Source organism: Nostoc sp. FACHB-888 (assembly GCF_014696655.1).
GTDB lineage: Bacteria > Cyanobacteriota > Cyanobacteriia > Cyanobacteriales > Nostocaceae > Nostoc.
This window is the reverse complement of record NZ_JACJQM010000002.1, coordinates 154,683-171,049: the sequence shown is the minus strand read 5'-3', so window position 1 is coordinate 171,049 and position 16,367 is coordinate 154,683. Positions and strand designations below refer to the sequence as shown.

Below are 16,367 nucleotides of genomic sequence, written 5' to 3'. Positions count from 1 at the left end.
AAAAGCCAGTATAAATCCTGAAAGGTATTCTTCTTAATTAGTTTTTCCCAGTGCGATCGCTACTGAACCTGTGACTACTAAACTCGCTCCTAATATTGCTATGAAGCTGAAGTGTTCTAATGGTATCCAATTAGGAGCAATAACTGATACAACCGCGACTGATATTAATGTCACAATGGGAGCTAAAGCTAATACTGCACTAACTCGTGATGCTTCCCAATGTTCTAAGGCTTCGGCAAAAGCACCGTAAGCGATTAAAGTATTCAAAGCACAAAAAATCAGTATTAATAAATGGAAACTATCAAGTATAAAAAGTGATTTTATTTTAGCTAGAGGAGTGAATAATAAAGCACATCCCCCGTAAATAATCAGCATGATACTAGGAGAAGATAAAGATTGTAATAACTGCTTTTGTGCTAAAGCATAAATAGCCCATGCCATTGCTCCTAGCACAATCAAAAGACTACCTAGTATGTATGTGCCATGCGCTGTAATTAAATTTGTTAGTTGTTCCCGAAAAAATAAAAGATAACCGCAAATCATTACACTTACACCAATCCATTGATACAGCCGATAACGTTCTTTAAAAATCACTAACCCTCCAAAACCTAATAAAAGGGTAGATAATTGAATGAGAACTTCAGCGTTCGCAGGCGATGTTAGTGCTAAACCTTGCATGAATAGAAAGTAATTAATCCCTAAAAAGAGTGTAGCGATCGCTAATAATTTCCAAGAAGCAGAACGCAGTTGTTCTAACTTTGGTAATTTACCGCGTATCCCTAAATACATACCAAGCAGTAAGAAAGATATAAAAAAGCGAAACCAAATGACTGTATAGACATCAAGTACTTGTAGAGTTACCGTCAGAGCAATAGGTAAAATTCCCCACAATAAGACCGTCAATAGCGATAAAGCTAGCCCTAAGCGCCAGCGACCAGAACTTTGATGTAGTGACATTAAAATATTTTACTTAAAGTAGGGCTGAGGATAAATTAGAACATATCTAATTTGCATACTTAAATTTTATCAAGCTCTTGTAGATAAAGCATTTTAATGCCAGTTCAATAAATCTAGAACAGCTTATTCTACCCTACTTTTTGGTAGCCCTATGGCGTTTTTTGTTTACATAAAATTTGTAATATTTGTAATTCTTTACAATAATATTACATTTGAAATTTGATTACGGATGTATAATTTCCCCGGTGTTGTTCTAGTACAAAAACATATGGGAATTTTACCCATAGTAAGCTTAGTAATTTTTATTACAGGCTTATTAATTTACTTGCTACTGACTTCAAGAGGTCGGTTTTTGCTCAAATCTTTGGTGACAAAAATAAAGCGCCAAGAGTGGAGATTTAGATATGGCAAGCTTAATCGTTCGGAATCAAAATTTTCAAAGACTATAACAATTGCTGCCATTATTTTGGCAGCAGTAATAGCTGGAAATAGTGTATCAGCGCAGGTTACAAAACCGCCAGCTTCGCTTAAGAGTGTATCAGTTCCAGAGCCTGACAATCTTGGAGACTTTGTAAAAGACAAAGCAGCCGCGATCAAATTAGGAAAAACTCTTTTTTGGGATATGCAGGTTGGGAGCGACGGACAGACCTCCTGTGCTACTTGTCACTTCCATGCTGGAGCCGACAATAGATCCAAAAATCAGGTATCTCCTGGGCTTTTGCGGATTAACGCTGATCGTACAGTGAATCCAGATACAGCTTTTAATGTAGGTGGCGCACCAAACTACCAGCTAAGAAAAGAAGATTTTCCCTTCCATAAGCTGTCAAACCCAAATGATTCTACAACAGTTGTGTCTGACCGTAACGATGTCAGTTCCTCTCAGGGAGTCTCCAATGCGAAGTTTGTAGATGTTAAACCTGGTAGCGCGGAAGACGAAGTAAAAACCGAGCTAGATCCGGTGTTTAACGTGGGAGGTACAAATGTGCGTCGCGTCCAACCGCGTAACACACCAAGCGTAATTAATGCAGCATTCAACTTCCGCAACTTCTGGGATGGAAGCGCACAGGATATCTTTAATGGGGTGAATCCCTTCGGTTTAAGAGACCCCAACGCCTCTGTGGTGAAAGCAGAAAAGCCAAATCAGCTCAAATTTGTCAAAATCAGATTGAATAATTCGTCTTTGGCTTCTCAGGCGCTCGGCCCGCCGCTCAGTTCCTTTGAGTCGTCTGCTGATGGTCGCACTTTTCAAGAAATTGGTGATAAGTTCGGGCGAATTGACAAGAGAAAATCTCTCAGTCAGCTGCCGCTAGATGATCTAGATAATATTGCTGATACTCTGGTTGGCCCGCTACTCAGTTCCGTTGAAGAAATTACTGATAAGTTGGCGCAAATTGACAATAGTACATCTATCAGTGGACTGCTGCAAAATGCTCTGTCAATTAGGGGTACAAAGCTTCCCCGAGTACTGGGGCAAAAGTTAACTAGCCTCAGACCGCTAGGCAAACAGGTTGTGCATCCACAAGACAGCGTTTTAGGTGCAGACAGTAGATCGCCTCAACCTGGACTGAAGGATAAAACCTACGAGCAGATGATTAAAGATGCCTTTAAGCCGGAGTGGTGGAAGTCTAATCGACTCATCCAAGTTGATGCTGAAGGTAAACGGACTTTTGTCAACAGTCCTGATAACTCTTCTAAAACCAATGAGTACACACTGTTGGAGTATAACTTCTCGCTGTTCTTTGGGCTTGCAGTTCAGTTATACGAGTCTACACTCATTGCCAATAATACGCCCTACGATCGCTTCTTAGAAGGAAACACTAGTGCCCTCACCGTGCAGCAGCAACGAGGCAAACAACTGTTTGAGGGCAAAGCTGCCTGCATCTTCTGCCATAGTGGGTTAGAACTCAGCAGTGCCTCGGTTAGCAACGTCAAAAACCAAAGGCTCAGAGCTAGCACATCCACCCCCAGAACCGTCTCGGACACAGGTTACTTCAATATCGGTGTTAGACCCACCCTAGAAGACATTGGTGTTGGTGGTCAAGACCCATTTGGTAATCCGCTTTCGGAGTCGCGGGTGGCTGCTTTGGGTAAATTCCCATTACTTCTCGGTTCAAGCCCCAATATTACAGTTAACTCCAGTGACAAAGTAGTTGCAGACGGGCAGTTTAAGACTCCTGGACTACGTAACATAGAACTCACCGCCCCTTACTTCCACAATGGTAGTTATTTGACTTTGCCGCAAGTGGTAGACTTCTACAATCGTGGTGGAGATTTCCGCCAAGAAGGCATTCTCCGTCCATTGGGATTAAGCCAAACAGAAAAAGATGACTTGGTGGCTTTCCTGAAAGGGCTTACTGATGAGCGAGTCGTCACTGATAAAGCGCCCTTTGACCACCCACAACTGTTCATTCCTAATGGACATCCAGGTAACTCTACTTCTGTTACCAATGACGGTACTGGCAAAGCTACAGATAGCTTACTGGAAATTCCTGCTGTTGGTAGAAATGGTGGTAGTCGTAGACCAAATTTCTTGAACTAATAACATTTCAAGAAATAGCTGATACCATTTCACTTTAATAATGATACAAATACGCTGGTAGGGGCATGGCAATGCCATGCCCCTACGGGAAATCTATATGTATCAGAATTTTTGTGAATTGGTATTAAAGCTATGTCCGCATTAGATAGTAAAAAAAATACGATTTACTCTAATTTATCGGTTCGGAAACCCGAATAATAACTATTAATATTAATAATAATCAACTACTCATCTGCTGTTGAAAAGAGCTATGAGTAGCTCATCTGACACCTCCCAGGAAACCTCCGCCAGAACCCAAGCGGTTAGCGCTCAGAGGATGTTAATTGATATTCAATCCGCACTTGCTTAACGTCAATTTGCTCAGATTCTAAAAACACGAATTTTTCTACTTGCTGTAATCCCAAATTTTCAAATTGTTTGAGTTCCGAGTCTGATAATGGCCAAGGTGGGCCAGAGGGTTCAACTTCTGTATCTCGAACACGAGTAATCAGCAAAAGTGTGCCACCGGGAGCAACAATGGAGGCAACACAGGAGATAACCCAAGAACGCACATTCAACGGCAAAGCTTGAATATTACGACATTCAAAAACAAAGTTAAAAGCTTGATGCCATTGTGAGGGAATTGCTAACAAATCTGCAACTATATAGTTGACAGTCGAATTGGGAAATCGCTCTTGACACCAAGCGATCGCCGTGGGGGAAATATCAAAAGCAGTTACCTCAAATCCTAGATGAGCTAAAGCTTCAGCATCATCTCCCAAACCACAACCAATAACTAGCGCCTTTTGTCCAGAAGTGAACGGTTGATGATTTGTCAACCAATCTTGTAGATAAGGGTGAGAAGTTAACTTTGCCCAAGGAATTTTTGCTGTATCACCTTTAGCTCCGGCATATAAAACTTCAAACCATGCCGATGGCTCTGAACTTTGTAAAGCTTTGGTAGCTAACTGTTTAACATAAAATCGTAAATCTTCAGGTTGTTGTTCAAACATAAAAACTGACCTTTGGCTAAAAACTGGCGTAAACGTTGTGTGGCAATGCTATGTTTGCTACGCATCGGTGTTGGCGTAGGCGCAGCCCGCCGTAGGCATCGCTCCCATTCTTGAAATTCAAGCGTTCACGTAGTGGCTTGCAGAGAAGAAAGTTGAGTTCTTGAGTTTTCCTCTAAGAACTTTTGCAGTATTAATTAATACAAACTTTATCTTTAATTACATTTTTCAAACCCACATTACCCTACTCCAGAAGATAGATACATTTTTGAAAAGTTGAAGCACACTTGTAAAAGCAACTTTAACTATTCAATAATGGTATGACAATGTGGCTAAAATATGGTGTAAATGAAGATGGGATATTGATATGTATTGAAGATGTTAACAGGGGTAAGACTTCACTTAAGTGTCCTTACTGTAATAGTAGTCTAACTGCTAAAAAAGGCAAGGTGAAAGAGCATCATTTTGCTCATAATGATCAAACCTGCCGCCCCATAGCTAACCGAGAATTCCCAACTCTGCCACTCTATGACAATTTCAACGTTCAATTATCTGGCAAGGATTTGGCACAGTTAAAGTTGCTTTGGCAGGAGTACGGAGCCAAAAACTACCCTATTAGTTCCTACTTAGTTACTTCTGGTTTACTCAAAGCAGGGGTGTTAAGAAAAAACGTCTATTTAACCCCACCTGAGTATGAATTTAGTGATTTGGGAAAAGTTCCTGTCGGAGCGCTAGAGTTCAGACAATTCAACGATGTGCAGTCGCCCCTATTACTTAAAAAACTACTGAAGCTGGAGCTAGCTTTTAAACACGCCAAGCACAAAAACGCTCCAGACTTAGCATACAGACTTACTGATTTAAAACTGTATCGCGCTCAACTTCAACGTATTTTATCTTGTAAACTATATTTTTTAGAGGTTGAAACTAATATTGCTACTCTGCATAAAATAGGAGTAACCCAAAGACCTGTTATCAAGCGAGTAGCAGAAGTAGAAATAGATTTACTTGCACACTACCAAACTGTTGCAATTAGGGTACTCGCAAGCTGGGAACATCGAGGTAATGTTGAATTATATTTCAAACATCGCTATCGAGATTTTAATCATCCCATCGGTAGTTTAACTGAATACTATAAATTTAATGCTGATGATCTCAAAATCGTGCTGTGCGACTTGCAACAAATGCAACCTAAAATACTATCTCAAGATGAAATAAATATTCTTGAGGAAAATTCTAGCTTGATCCAAGTTGCTGTGTAGCGTTTATATCACATCGCCACAAAATATTTAATAATTGGTAAGCAGAAAGTACCTTTTGTATTGCTATCCGTCCAAATACTCTGCCACTGCTGCCAAATTTTCTATTGCTCGACTCAGGTGATTTAACAAAGCTTCGGCTACTTCTGATTGAGCGCTGACGTTTAGCGATGGACTGAAATTCGCTTACCTGGCTGGGTCTTGCTTTCTTACCCAAACCAAGAATTTTTGCATTTGCGGCTCATTTTTGAGTTTGTCTAGAGTCTTAAGTTCAAGAATCAGCAGTTTATTATCGAATAATGCATGAAGGACTCCATATTTGCTTTTGATCTAATCAGTAACCTCTAATTCTCAAATACCTAATTAACAAAAGTATTTAATTCTTATTAAGAATATTCAGATTTGTAAAAAAACAATTTTTGTTGCATTTGTTTACATAAATTGCATCACTCTATTGAGGTTTGTAAATAATTTGTATTTGTGCAAGGAATATTCCTTTAGACTGATCTTTAAGTGAAAAATGTGGGGATAAACACAAATGCATTCGTTAAATATATTTTGTCACGAATTTGTAGTTGCTGTTTCCTGTGTAGCTTGCATTATTGGGCTGGCGTTACTGTGGGACGGTAAGCAGCAAAAAAATGATGTGGAAGAAACAGAGCAGATTTTATTTAGGATGAGCTTTACTTACTGGCTAGTTTACTGTGTAGCCTTTGGTATAGAAAAACTAGTTTTACCCGACTGGGAATCTTTGGTCATGACTTTGAGAATAACTACGGCTCTGTCATATTTCTTAACTTTTTCTTGCATCGTTAGTCTGCCACTACACAAATTTGCAGTACACCGTGTTGAGGAATAGTCATGAGGCGTAGGGCACGGGGAATTGGGAACTGGGCATGATTAAGATTTCATAGCGATCGCTAATGCCGTTTCCAATTCTAACTGGGTCATAGGGGTTAAAATAAACACCTCTTGTACTGTTTTCCCCTGCCGTGCAATTACTTTATAGCCGCCACGAATCGGTACTGAGACACGCAGTTGCATTTTCGGGCAATGACCTCTTGCCCGCCCAATTACTCCCGGCGTTACGGTTTGGATATGATCTTGCTGACAAAGACGTTCTAAAATTGGAATAAGGCCAGAAAGGTGTGTCGAGTGATTCCAAACCAGTCTGGCAGCTTTTTGTGAAGCCGCTCCGAGAGAGTCTGCGGTGGGTTTGCCCATAATAATTAAGCTGCTTCTAGAGGTGCCATTGTCAAACCTGCTCGGCGCAGCTGCTGATGATAAAGTTCCGCAGGTTCTTGGGGACCGACCCAGACGATCGCTTGACCTTCATAGTGTACCTGATTAGTCAGATCCCACGCGCGATCGCCACTCATCCCTGGAATATATTTCATCAAACATTCAGCCACATGTTGGAATGTATTAAAATCATCGTTTAATACAATCACTTTATAATTTGGATAAGTCTTACGGGTAACTTGATCAGACTGTTTAGGAGCTACAGTTGGTGCTGTGGCCATCCCGTAAACATCTGCTGAAAGTGTCGTAACCATAGAACAATTGGTCAAGAGGATTTGACAAAACTACACTATAAGTAACTAGTTTAGTTCATTGTTTAGTTGTCCGTTGTCATTTGTCCTTTGTCATTTGTTAAGGACAAATGACCAATGACTATTTACCGCCAATTATCCCAGTTTTCGTTAAAAATGGATGTGTCGGGGAAGGCGGTGGGGTTGCCATTTTGTTGCAAAAGCCGTTTGAGTGCTTCTAGTTGTGGCTCTTGTTTGGGTAAGTCATCGACTAGTTGGTAAGGTGCGATCGCATTTTTGATAGCAAAACTAGCAACAGTTCCCGCAGCTGCGCCAGCCGACCATTCAAAGGAATGGACTCGATAGGCAGCAGCAGCAATATGGCTAGTACCAATACTTTTACCTCCTACCAGCAAATTGTCAATTTTCTGGGGAATCATTGCCCTCAGAGCAATTTGGAAGGGATAAGCTTGGCCTGCACCACGTCTTTCACCTGGACGTTCTATATTACCAGGGGCTTCTGCGGGACTATTCACCATACAAGGATGGAAATCTATAGCATAGTGACCAATACCGACAGAATCGGGAAAGATGGTAGAACGAGTCCGCCGCATTGCTTTGTCTGGTGAAATCTGACCGCTAATTACAGATGTGGCTTCCAATCCTGCTAGCGCGGCTTTTAACTGCCGATACATATCTGCTGGCAGAGTCTTAGAGTAATACTCATCATTGTAATCTCGGCGAGAAATATCAATTTCCCAAATAGCAAAACCTCCAGGTTGTCCCCAACTGGGGCGTCCAATAATGCGGCGTCCTTCTCGCATATAAGGGTATTTTGATAAGCCATGTACTGTCCCCATTGGCGAATCTAACCCGGAAACAAAACGGTTATTAGGTTGCTGCTGCTTTACACCTTCCCCCAATTGAGAATCTGTAGTTCCAGCTACCAACCAATGATAGAAAGAGATAGCATTTTCCTCACCTTTGCGGAGGGTTTCTGTTCGCAGTCCTCCCATCCAGCCCCCTGGTTTTAACTGCCCAGTACTTTCTAACTGTTGGCGACTGTAAATCAGGTTATCTTGGGCTGTTCCAGGGCGGTAGTCGTTACCCCAAGTCCAGTTTTGCATAGAAATATCCCCTGGTGTAGCAGCAGTAAAACTTACACCGCCAAATTTTGTGGGTTTCCCTTTGTTTGGACTCCAAATGCGACGATAGGTGAAAACTAAGTCAAAGTTAGCCAGTCGTTTTAATTCATAGCTGAAATATGGTGCATATTGTGAATAAAATGGGGGCATCGTCTGCGGTTGAGGTTCCTTAGTTGCCTCCATTGCAAAAGTATAGGTAAAGCCTTGAGGGCAATAAGGATCATTATTGGCGCTGGAAGAAGAAGGTTCCAGGTAGGAAAGAGCATCAATGCCTAATCGGTAGGGAACATCAGCTAGTGCAATAATTTCTCCAGTTTCGCTAGCGTCTACGACATACCACTTAGGAGCATCCCCTTTCGCTTCCTTAGGGAGGAAACGGAGAATAGTTTTGGTAAATTGAGATGAGTTTTCGTAGCGATAAGCATCTTCAATAACTTGAGATAAAGTAAAAGTATTAAGGGGTGGTGCGCCTTTTGGTGGTTGATGTTGAATCGCGATCGCACCATTAATTATTTTGCCATCAGCAGCGATTTCTAAATCCTTAATTACCGTATTAGGAAACCATTGCAGCTTCCCTTTGCCTTGCTTCTCGGCATCTTTGAGCATCTGAACCAGAATGTTGTGAGCATCGCGGGGAAGAAAGCAAGAGTCACTTACCCAACAGTCACCGGGGTTAAGTTCACCATATTTGCGCCCAATCCGGTTTCGCAATTCTAGGTAGCCGCGCGAATAGAATTTAAGGGCACGCTGAGTTGGGCGTTCGTCTAACGCAGATGTCCCTTGAGAAGAAATTTGTCCTCCTAACCAGTCAGTAATTTCCGTGAGGCAAACCGTTCGTCCGGCTAGTAACCCCTCGTAAGCTGTGGCGACACCAGAGAGTCCACCACCTACAACTAAAATCTCGCAATTGACATTTTTATCTGGGGTTCTCGGTACTGTGGCTTTTGCGGAATCAAATGCAACTAATGTAGATATTAAATTGAGACTGATCAGCGATGTTAAGCTATAAGCTACTTTGTGTCTGTGCTTCATTAAAAAAACCACTCCAAATCCTGTGTCACCTTGTAGAAGGTAGCATCTAGCAAATGTTTAACTCAAGTGATTCTTTAGAAGGTAATCTACGCGATATAGCGTAAAATTAGAGCTTTTGAAGCGAATAGCACACTCGAACAGGTGAAAATCTTAATAAAATAAGTATGAGCGCTTGCTTCAATTCTCACTTCACCCAATTCTTGAATATGAGCGGCATTCAGCTATTGACTTATCAGAGTCTCGTTTAGTTTAAGCAGCCATTGATAACATGGTTCGTCAATTGGAGCAATCTCCCTGCGTTGCTGCGCTAAAGATTCTGTGTAAGCTATGAGCCAAGCAGAAGCAAGTTCTTGTTCAGTTGCAACCTCTTCTGTTAATGTATGAAAAAATTGTAGTTCTACCCATTCCTCAAAAGTAAGTATTTCAAGGGATATTCCAAATATTTCTTCAATTTCATGACATCTAGGCACAAGTTCATCAATACGTTCAGCTTTAAGACTTGTAACGAAACCAGCCTTTTTAACGGCGGGATGTATTTCCAGTTTTTCTGATAACTCCTCAATCTCATCTCGCAAGTATGACTTACCATATTTAGCATCCCAAGCCTCCACAATTTGCCTATCCTCTAAAAGTTCAATATCACCGATATTGCCATGCTTCTTATTGGCTGATCGCATTTGCGAAAGTGGTTTTAGCAAACTGTTGGGAAAAACTTGATATTCTTGCATAGCCTGCATTAAGCTATGCATGGCTATCTCCATTAAACGAGCAGCATAATCAGATTGATTAATATGACGCAGTATAAGACTTAATGAAATTCCTTTATCAAGAATTGTTGCTCCCAAAAAGGAAATCAAATTATCTATAGTCTGGGAAGCTAATCTTCTAAATTTTTCTGCTTGATTAAGTAGTTGCGAAATAAGATAGCGTAGTGCTAATTCAGAAACTATTTCATCTTTCTCAATTGCCTCAACAAGACTTATCCATTCAGAACGTGCGCCTTTTATATTAGCTTTATATACAGATGAGTAAGGGTAATTTTCTGCTAAACTTCGTGTCATCATGAAACCATCCGCATTCAAGCTTAGTAGTTCACATTTTCGTAACACAGGTGTAATGTATTGTTTATCGAGAGAACGCATAGAAATACCATCACACCAAGAAAAGTCCTTTGTAGTCCTAATACTTCCTTTGTGTAACCTAATACTCTGCTCTGGCTCAATTGCTTTAATGCACAACTGTAGTATTGACAAAGCTAGTAATGCTTTACCAACATCGGCGGTCACTAACTGTACAAGTCTATCTAAAAGATGTTTATGATCTGGAATCAGTGGCAAAAAATCAAGATTCGATGAAAAATCTCTGCAAAACAAAATCTGTCTCTCTAAGTAACCTCCAGACAATTCTGCTGCTATTTTTTTGTACCGTGTCTTTGCGGCTTGACTCATTCCTCCTTCTCGAAAGTATTGAATTGTTCCATCAGGTAAAACCAACTCACTTCTGTTTGTGTAGACTCTCAGGTGTAGCTCATTCATGATGTGTTTATAGGCTTTTGCGAAGTTGCACACTTTTAGGATTTAGCGTAGGAAAGGCGTAAGGAATTAAATACTCCCCTTTGGGAATTTGTGGATTTGTGTTATGATTTCTAACTTCGTAACCTATAGCTCGTAGAGACTGAAGATAGGAGAAAACATCTTCTGCTTTCACACCCCATCGGTCTGCAAGCTCTGTAGCGGAAAGTTGAGCAGCAGTACCAATACACCTTGCCACACATTGGATTACACGCCAAAGTGAATTAACCTTCAATTGAGGATGAAAGGTTATTATTCCACTAATTCGGGCATTGTATTGATAATATCCAGATAACTGCACTAAATCCGCTTTTCCTGTAGCTTCAGTTAACTTCTCTTCAAAAGCTTTCCAAAGAGATGTATATAACTGTATATCAAGAGCCTTACCACAAAGCTTAACTGAACGTGTTCCCAGAACCCATTCATCGTGACCATAAGATGGATTAATATCTATAATGAATTGATCTTCTCCTTCACAATTATCATTGATACCTGCTGTCAATGTCCAGCAAGTATCATTCAAATCGTATGATATATAAATTTTTATACATTCAGGGCTTTGTTCATTTGTCCAAGAGAAATCAGCAGATAAAAATCTGATCATTTTTCCTTTGTTTTCATATTGAAAACGAGGTACAGATAAAATTTTTCCTGTTTTACATAATTCTGCAATTGCAGATTTAGCCTTTTTATAATAAATTTCAGTTAACTTTCTTTTACGCTGCCGAAAACCTAGTTTTTTATTTTCAGGTAAGTAAACTATAGGGAAAGGTAATTCAACTTTAATTACTTGTTCTAGAATACTAAGAGCCAATATCCGGCCAAGTTGAGGAGGTACTGAATTTCCGATTTGTTCAATAGAAACTTGCCTATTACCAAGAATTTCATAGTCATCAGGAATAGTCTGTAATCTCTTTAACTCTGCGATTGAAAATCTACGATTTTCCCAACTAAAAGGGCCGGTATATTGTCCACCTTGTGCCTTAATTGTGCGTAGTGGATTTGTTGGATCTGCTTTGTAGAGGAAATCTGAAAATTTTGATCTCCAGCTAAATATTGGGTTAGGATAACCCATCTCTTTTGTATAAAAACTGTAGTTTAGTCCAGGTGGTATATGTTCGAGCAGATGTCCAAAACGTCCGCCTAAACCTAGGCCTGTTTCAACCTCTGAAATATCAGCGCCTTCTATAGCTTCTCCTGCTGAATAATAAGAATTTTGATTAAGAGAATCAGGCCCATGAGTAGGATAGGGAAATAAATATTCACTCTCTTTTAATCCAACAATAAATAAACGCTCCCGATGTTGAGGTACTCCATAATCAGCGGCATCAAGAATACGAAAATAAATATTATAGCCAACTTCTCTAAAAGCTTCTTGAATTTCTTGCCAAGCTTCTCCTCCATTAGCACCAGTAATCCCATATACATTTTCAAATAGAAATCCTTTAGGCTTAAGCAGATTCAGAATACGAACATATTCTTGAAATAGTGTACCTCTAACATCAGTTGTTCCAGACACTCCAGCCGCCCTACGTCCGGCAGCAGAGAAAGTTTGACAAGGAGGGCCTCCAATAATAAAATCTACTGTCAGATGAGGTTCAGGTAAATACTTTCTAATATCAATACATATAGGTTCAGAGCCTTCTAGCCACTTATCTGGTAAGGAATTTCTTTTTAAAGTCTGAACATACTTGGCTTCAAGTTCTACCATTTGAATGATTTCAAAGCCAGCATCATGAAATCCAATGTCTAACCCACCACCACCAGAAAATAAACTAAGTGTTTTAATGGGAGTATGTCCTTGTTGGATCAGCCATTGGCGGAGAGATTTACCAAAATTATCAGTCCATGCTGGTTCTTGCCTCACTGCAAGAATGGTTAAAATATTCTGGAACCAATTTGTATTTGTTGGCTCGGAGCTAGACACATCAGAGAAAAGAGACAACTGTTGCATTACGTAATCTAAAATATAGCCCTTGGAGATTGTGTACAATATTCTTTGGTGAGACAAAGGGGTTAGAGGCTAGAGACTAAAGTAGTGTATTCTATCCATCAAAAAACCGCTATAGATGCTAGAGATACAAGGCCTGAGGGGCTAAAGCATAGGTTGGGCTTATTGAGAGATTGATGTGTTGCAAAGATTCTTGAAAATGGTAAATTGTCTGTTTCTCGTGCGAAAATCCCCTAAGTTGTCTCAAGGTCGGGAACTTCTGCACGGTACTAGCTTCTTTCCAAGCGGCTGCGATCGCGCGTCAGCAAAGGGTCACTCAAAAAAATGATTTTAGGCTTTTTTCTGTTTTCTTCAGCACACTCTTACGCTATCGCTTCGATTAATACAGATGTCGGCCGTTCGCCCACTTCCGTTAGTACATCCGCTGCAAATTTTGTAAGTTGTATCCATTTCACTGAAATGTTTTAAGATAATTGCGATCGCAACGTACCTGTAAAAAATCTGCCCAAGTCTAAATCCTACCCAAAAGGTCAACTATGTACTAAAACGTTTTGATCAATCGATATATGGTGATTTCGTCTCTTTTCCTGAAATTAAAAACTGCTCTTGCTAAAAGTTGACAAGAGCAGTTTTTAATTGCAAAGCCCAAAATAATAATTTAGGCATCTTCAAGTTCAAATTGAGCCACCGTAACAGCGTTAAAAGCGAAAGCCAAAACTAATGGCATGGGCGACTGAAACCAAATGGTAAAAAGAACAGCTACGATTGTGCCAATTACTGCGGACATCGACCACAATCTTTCTTCAAAAGTCAATCCTTTCTCGGCTTTAATCACTCTGAGAACGTGAACTGGAATTGGTTCCGGCATTACCCCACCCGGAGGGAAAGCCCAGAAGTTGTTACGTCGCTCGACAAATAAATCTGTCCAGCCATTTTCTTGGCACCATGTCTCAATCCATTGAAGTGAGTAATGATTCATCATCGGGTTTCGGAGTTCGGTTTGTAGAAGTTGTGTACTTGGTGAATGTAAATCTTTAGAGATTCCTGAAGAATTAACTAATCGCTATAAAATTAACGCTAATTATCCAACTTTTAAGCTTTGTCAAGCAGTTGAGACGCATATAATTACGCCCAAATCTTGCTTTCATTAATTAAAAGACTAACAGTTCATTGGGACTGTTTACTTGAAAAGACAATAAACTTTACTTGAAACATTGAAAGTAAAGAATTGTAAATAAGTAATGAGTATTACTGCTTAATAAAACTCTTAATATCGGAAAATTTAAATTTCAAAATTAATAATTGTGAACAAATTAACAAGCGTAGGCATTGCTTTATCCGGCTAAACTATTTCTTTAGAATTAGAAATTTGACTTCATAAAGAGAGATAAATCCTATTGTATACTATGTTGATTTGAGATTACTTAGTATTATAATCAAGTTAGTTCAGTCATTCGCATCAGCATTTGGTAATAAGTTTCTTGATAGATTTAAGTGCGATCGCTCAACTATCACCCTTCTCTATCCAAAGTTGCAGGCATAATTTTGCTTAAGGTGAGAAGCATTTGCCCTTTTTGCGTTACAAAATATTAAGCAAGGGAAATACACATCCTCTCAGTCCAGTAGCAAGGCTGCGAGTCTCAATTACAATCAGCCAATCTTGCTAATATTCAAATGCGGTAATTAAATGCAGCGATTAGACACCAAATTGACTCTCAATATGTTTTGGCGGCAAGGGTTGGCGTTCCTTTTAGGAATAATTACATGGTGCGTGGCTGATCCCGCACTGGCTGTAGACTGGACTCATCCGCTGTCATTTAGCAATGCTGAGTTGTCAAGGCGTGATTTTTCTGGTGACAGTTTGCAAGCTGCGGAGTTTTCTAACGCCAATATGGAACTAGCTAACTTTACAAACGCTGACTTGCGGGGAGCAGTTATGAGTGCTTCAGTGATGACACAAGCAAATCTCCACGGAGCAGATTTAACTAATGCAATGGTTGATCAGGTAAACTTGACTAAGGCAGATTTGAGCGATGCAGTTTTCAAAGAAGCTCTTTTGCTCCGCGCCATCTTTAATGATGTGAATATAGACGGTGCAGATTTTACAGATGCAATTTTGGATAGAGCGCAAATCAAAGAACTGTGCGGTAAAGCCAGTGGTGTGAATTCCAAAACAGGCGTGCAAACTCGTGATTCTCTAGGATGTCAATGAAACGTGTTGGTGTAATTGGTGGTGGACAACTTGCCTGGATGATGGCGGATGCAGCACAAAAGCTAGGAGTAGAATTGGTAGTACAAACTCCTAGTGAAAACGATCCGGCCGTGTCAATCGCTCAGGAAACTGTTTTTGCGCCAGTTGATGATGCAACTGCTACGGAAATATTAGCTCAAAAATGCGATGTTATCACTTTTGAAAACGAATTTGTTAACTTAGATGCTTTATCTGTTTTAGCACAGAAAGGGGTTTATTTCCGTCCCAGATTAGAAGCTTTAGCTGCTCTTTTAGATAAATATCATCAGCGTTGCTATTTACGTGGCTTGGGCTTACCAGTTCCTCAATTTTTCGCCCTTGATGAGGTGGAAAATCTCAAATCAAAAATAGAATATCTAGGTTTTCCGGTAGTCCTTAAATCTCGCCGCCACGGTTATGATGGTCAAGGTACTTTCATAATTCAGGATTTTGCTAGTTTAGAGCAAAAGCTAAGTGATGAAACCACAACAAATTTAAATCAATCACTTTTCTTGTTAGAAGAATTTATCCCTTTTGAAAGAGAACTAGCAATCATTGCAGCTCGTTCTATAGAGGGAGAAATTGTAACTTATCCTGTGGTAGAAACCCAACAAGAACAACAAGTGTGTCGACGGGTGATTGCGCCTGCTGAGATTACACCCAATCAAGTAGCAGAAATCCAAGCGATCGCACATACTCTATTAAATAGCCTAGAAGTAGTAGGAATTTTTGGAATTGAGCTATTTCTCAGTGCTGATGGCAAAATCCTAGTAAATGAAATTGCGCCCCGTACTCACAATTCTGGACATTTTTCTCTTGACGCGTGTGAAACTTCTCAATTTGAGCAACACCTAAGAGCCGTTTGTGGTTTACCTTTAGGAAATCCGGCTTTGCAGTGCGCTGGCGCTGTAATGGTGAACCTACTGGGGTATGAAAACTCTCACAGCGATTACCAAAGCCAACGTCAACAAATAGCAGAAATCCCCCAAGCGCACGTTCACTGGTATGGAAAGACAGAATCACGTCCTGGGCGGAAGTTAGGACATGTCACTGTTTTATTGGATAATCAAACTAGAGAGTCGAGAAGTGCGTACGCTAATAGCGTCGGCGCAGCCATCGCCCACAACATAGAATCTATCTGGTATCCCAGGTAAAGGATCAGAAA

General features: G+C 40.2%; 13 protein-coding genes. 5 read left to right on the top strand and 8 right to left on the bottom strand.

All coding sequences use genetic code 11. The features are described 5' to 3' along the window. Positions 1-33: 33 nt before the first annotated feature. Positions 34-957, bottom strand: a complete 924-nt coding sequence (locus tag H6G26_RS02085) for a DMT family transporter (protein ID WP_190727682.1) — start codon at positions 955-957, stop codon at positions 34-36. A 229-nt stretch (positions 958-1,186) separates the two neighbouring features. Between H6G26_RS02085 and H6G26_RS02080 the strand changes: the two genes are divergently transcribed. Further along, positions 1,187-3,496, top strand: coding sequence for a cytochrome c peroxidase (locus tag H6G26_RS02080; RefSeq protein WP_242053557.1), 2,310 nt, complete (start codon positions 1,187-1,189; stop codon positions 3,494-3,496). Between the two features lie 302 nt (positions 3,497-3,798). On the opposite strand, the gene H6G26_RS02075 is transcribed toward H6G26_RS02080, so the two are convergent. Then, positions 3,799-4,488: a class I SAM-dependent methyltransferase gene (locus tag H6G26_RS02075; protein ID WP_190727681.1), complete on the bottom strand. Its 690-nt coding sequence runs from the start codon at positions 4,486-4,488 to the stop codon at positions 3,799-3,801. A 317-nt stretch (positions 4,489-4,805) separates the two neighbouring features. Here H6G26_RS02075 and H6G26_RS02070 point away from each other — a divergent pair, with 317 nt between their 5' ends. Beyond that, positions 4,806-5,744, top strand: coding sequence for a GIY-YIG nuclease family protein (locus H6G26_RS02070; protein WP_347242419.1), 939 nt, complete (start codon positions 4,806-4,808; stop codon positions 5,742-5,744). A 535-nt stretch (positions 5,745-6,279) separates the two neighbouring features. Next, entirely contained in the window at positions 6,280-6,600 is a 321-nt protein-coding gene (locus H6G26_RS02065; protein ID WP_190727680.1) for a hypothetical protein, read from the top strand. A gap of 41 nt (positions 6,601-6,641) precedes the next feature. Here H6G26_RS02065 and H6G26_RS02060 read toward each other — a convergent pair whose 3' ends face one another. The 6 genes from H6G26_RS02060 to H6G26_RS02035 form a co-directional block, all read right to left on the bottom strand. Then, a complete protein-coding gene (locus tag H6G26_RS02060; RefSeq protein ID WP_190727679.1) occupies positions 6,642-6,965 on the bottom strand; it encodes a DUF2103 domain-containing protein in 324 nt (107 codons plus the stop codon). Between the two features lie 5 nt (positions 6,966-6,970). Then, positions 6,971-7,297 carry an ATP-dependent Clp protease adapter ClpS gene (gene clpS / locus H6G26_RS02055; protein ID WP_190727678.1) on the bottom strand — a complete coding sequence of 109 codons (327 nt, stop codon included), beginning with the start codon at positions 7,295-7,297 and terminating at the stop codon, positions 6,971-6,973. 122 nt (positions 7,298-7,419) lie between these two features. Then, the gene (locus tag H6G26_RS02050) at positions 7,420-9,450 is read right to left on the bottom strand and encodes an FAD-dependent oxidoreductase (protein ID WP_190727677.1); all 2,031 of its coding nucleotides are present in this window, start codon (positions 9,448-9,450) and stop codon (positions 7,420-7,422) included. A 221-nt stretch (positions 9,451-9,671) separates the two neighbouring features. Further along, positions 9,672-10,898 carry a hypothetical protein gene (locus H6G26_RS02045; protein ID WP_242053556.1) on the bottom strand — a complete coding sequence of 409 codons (1,227 nt, stop codon included), beginning with the start codon at positions 10,896-10,898 and terminating at the stop codon, positions 9,672-9,674. 94 nt (positions 10,899-10,992) lie between these two features. Continuing rightward, positions 10,993-12,975, bottom strand: coding sequence for a DNA cytosine methyltransferase (locus H6G26_RS02040; RefSeq protein WP_190727675.1), 1,983 nt, complete (start codon positions 12,973-12,975; stop codon positions 10,993-10,995). Between the two features lie 655 nt (positions 12,976-13,630). After that, on the bottom strand, positions 13,631-13,954 hold the full coding sequence (locus H6G26_RS02035) for a hypothetical protein (protein ID WP_190727674.1): 324 nt from the start codon (positions 13,952-13,954) through the stop codon (positions 13,631-13,633). Positions 13,955-14,692: 738 nt separating this feature from the next. On the opposite strand from H6G26_RS02035, the gene H6G26_RS02030 reads away from it, so the two are divergent. Together H6G26_RS02030 and H6G26_RS02025 are read left to right on the top strand one after the other, a co-directional pair. Further along, on the top strand, positions 14,693-15,184 hold the full coding sequence (locus H6G26_RS02030; RefSeq protein ID WP_190727782.1) for a pentapeptide repeat-containing protein: 492 nt from the start codon (positions 14,693-14,695) through the stop codon (positions 15,182-15,184). Beyond that, entirely contained in the window at positions 15,181-16,356 is a 1,176-nt protein-coding gene (locus H6G26_RS02025; protein ID WP_190727673.1) for a 5-(carboxyamino)imidazole ribonucleotide synthase, read from the top strand. Before H6G26_RS02030 ends, H6G26_RS02025 begins: the two co-directional genes overlap by 4 nt. Positions 16,357-16,367 lie beyond the last annotated feature (11 nt).

Excerpts from the sequence above, each read along its gene's own strand:
- H6G26_RS02085 (WP_190727682.1), bottom strand. The coding sequence starts at position 957 with ATGTCACTACATCAAAGTTCTGGTCGCTGGCGCTTAGGGCTAGCTTTA.
- H6G26_RS02080 (WP_242053557.1), top strand. The coding sequence starts at position 1,187 with ATGTATAATTTCCCCGGTGTTGTTCTAGTACAAAAACATATGGGAATT.
- H6G26_RS02075 (WP_190727681.1), bottom strand. The coding sequence starts at position 4,488 with ATGTTTGAACAACAACCTGAAGATTTACGATTTTATGTTAAACAGTTA.
- H6G26_RS02070 (WP_347242419.1), top strand. The coding sequence starts at position 4,806 with ATGACAATGTGGCTAAAATATGGTGTAAATGAAGATGGGATATTGATA.
- H6G26_RS02065 (WP_190727680.1), top strand. The coding sequence starts at position 6,280 with ATGCATTCGTTAAATATATTTTGTCACGAATTTGTAGTTGCTGTTTCC.
- H6G26_RS02060 (WP_190727679.1), bottom strand. The coding sequence starts at position 6,965 with ATGGGCAAACCCACCGCAGACTCTCTCGGAGCGGCTTCACAAAAAGCT.
- clpS (WP_190727678.1), bottom strand. The coding sequence starts at position 7,297 with ATGGTTACGACACTTTCAGCAGATGTTTACGGGATGGCCACAGCACCA.
- H6G26_RS02050 (WP_190727677.1), bottom strand. The coding sequence starts at position 9,450 with ATGAAGCACAGACACAAAGTAGCTTATAGCTTAACATCGCTGATCAGT.
- H6G26_RS02045 (WP_242053556.1), bottom strand. The coding sequence starts at position 10,898 with ATGAGTCAAGCCGCAAAGACACGGTACAAAAAAATAGCAGCAGAATTG.
- H6G26_RS02040 (WP_190727675.1), bottom strand. The coding sequence starts at position 12,975 with ATGCAACAGTTGTCTCTTTTCTCTGATGTGTCTAGCTCCGAGCCAACA.
- H6G26_RS02035 (WP_190727674.1), bottom strand. The coding sequence starts at position 13,954 with ATGATGAATCATTACTCACTTCAATGGATTGAGACATGGTGCCAAGAA.
- H6G26_RS02030 (WP_190727782.1), top strand. The coding sequence starts at position 14,693 with ATGTTTTGGCGGCAAGGGTTGGCGTTCCTTTTAGGAATAATTACATGG.
- H6G26_RS02025 (WP_190727673.1), top strand. The coding sequence starts at position 15,181 with ATGAAACGTGTTGGTGTAATTGGTGGTGGACAACTTGCCTGGATGATG.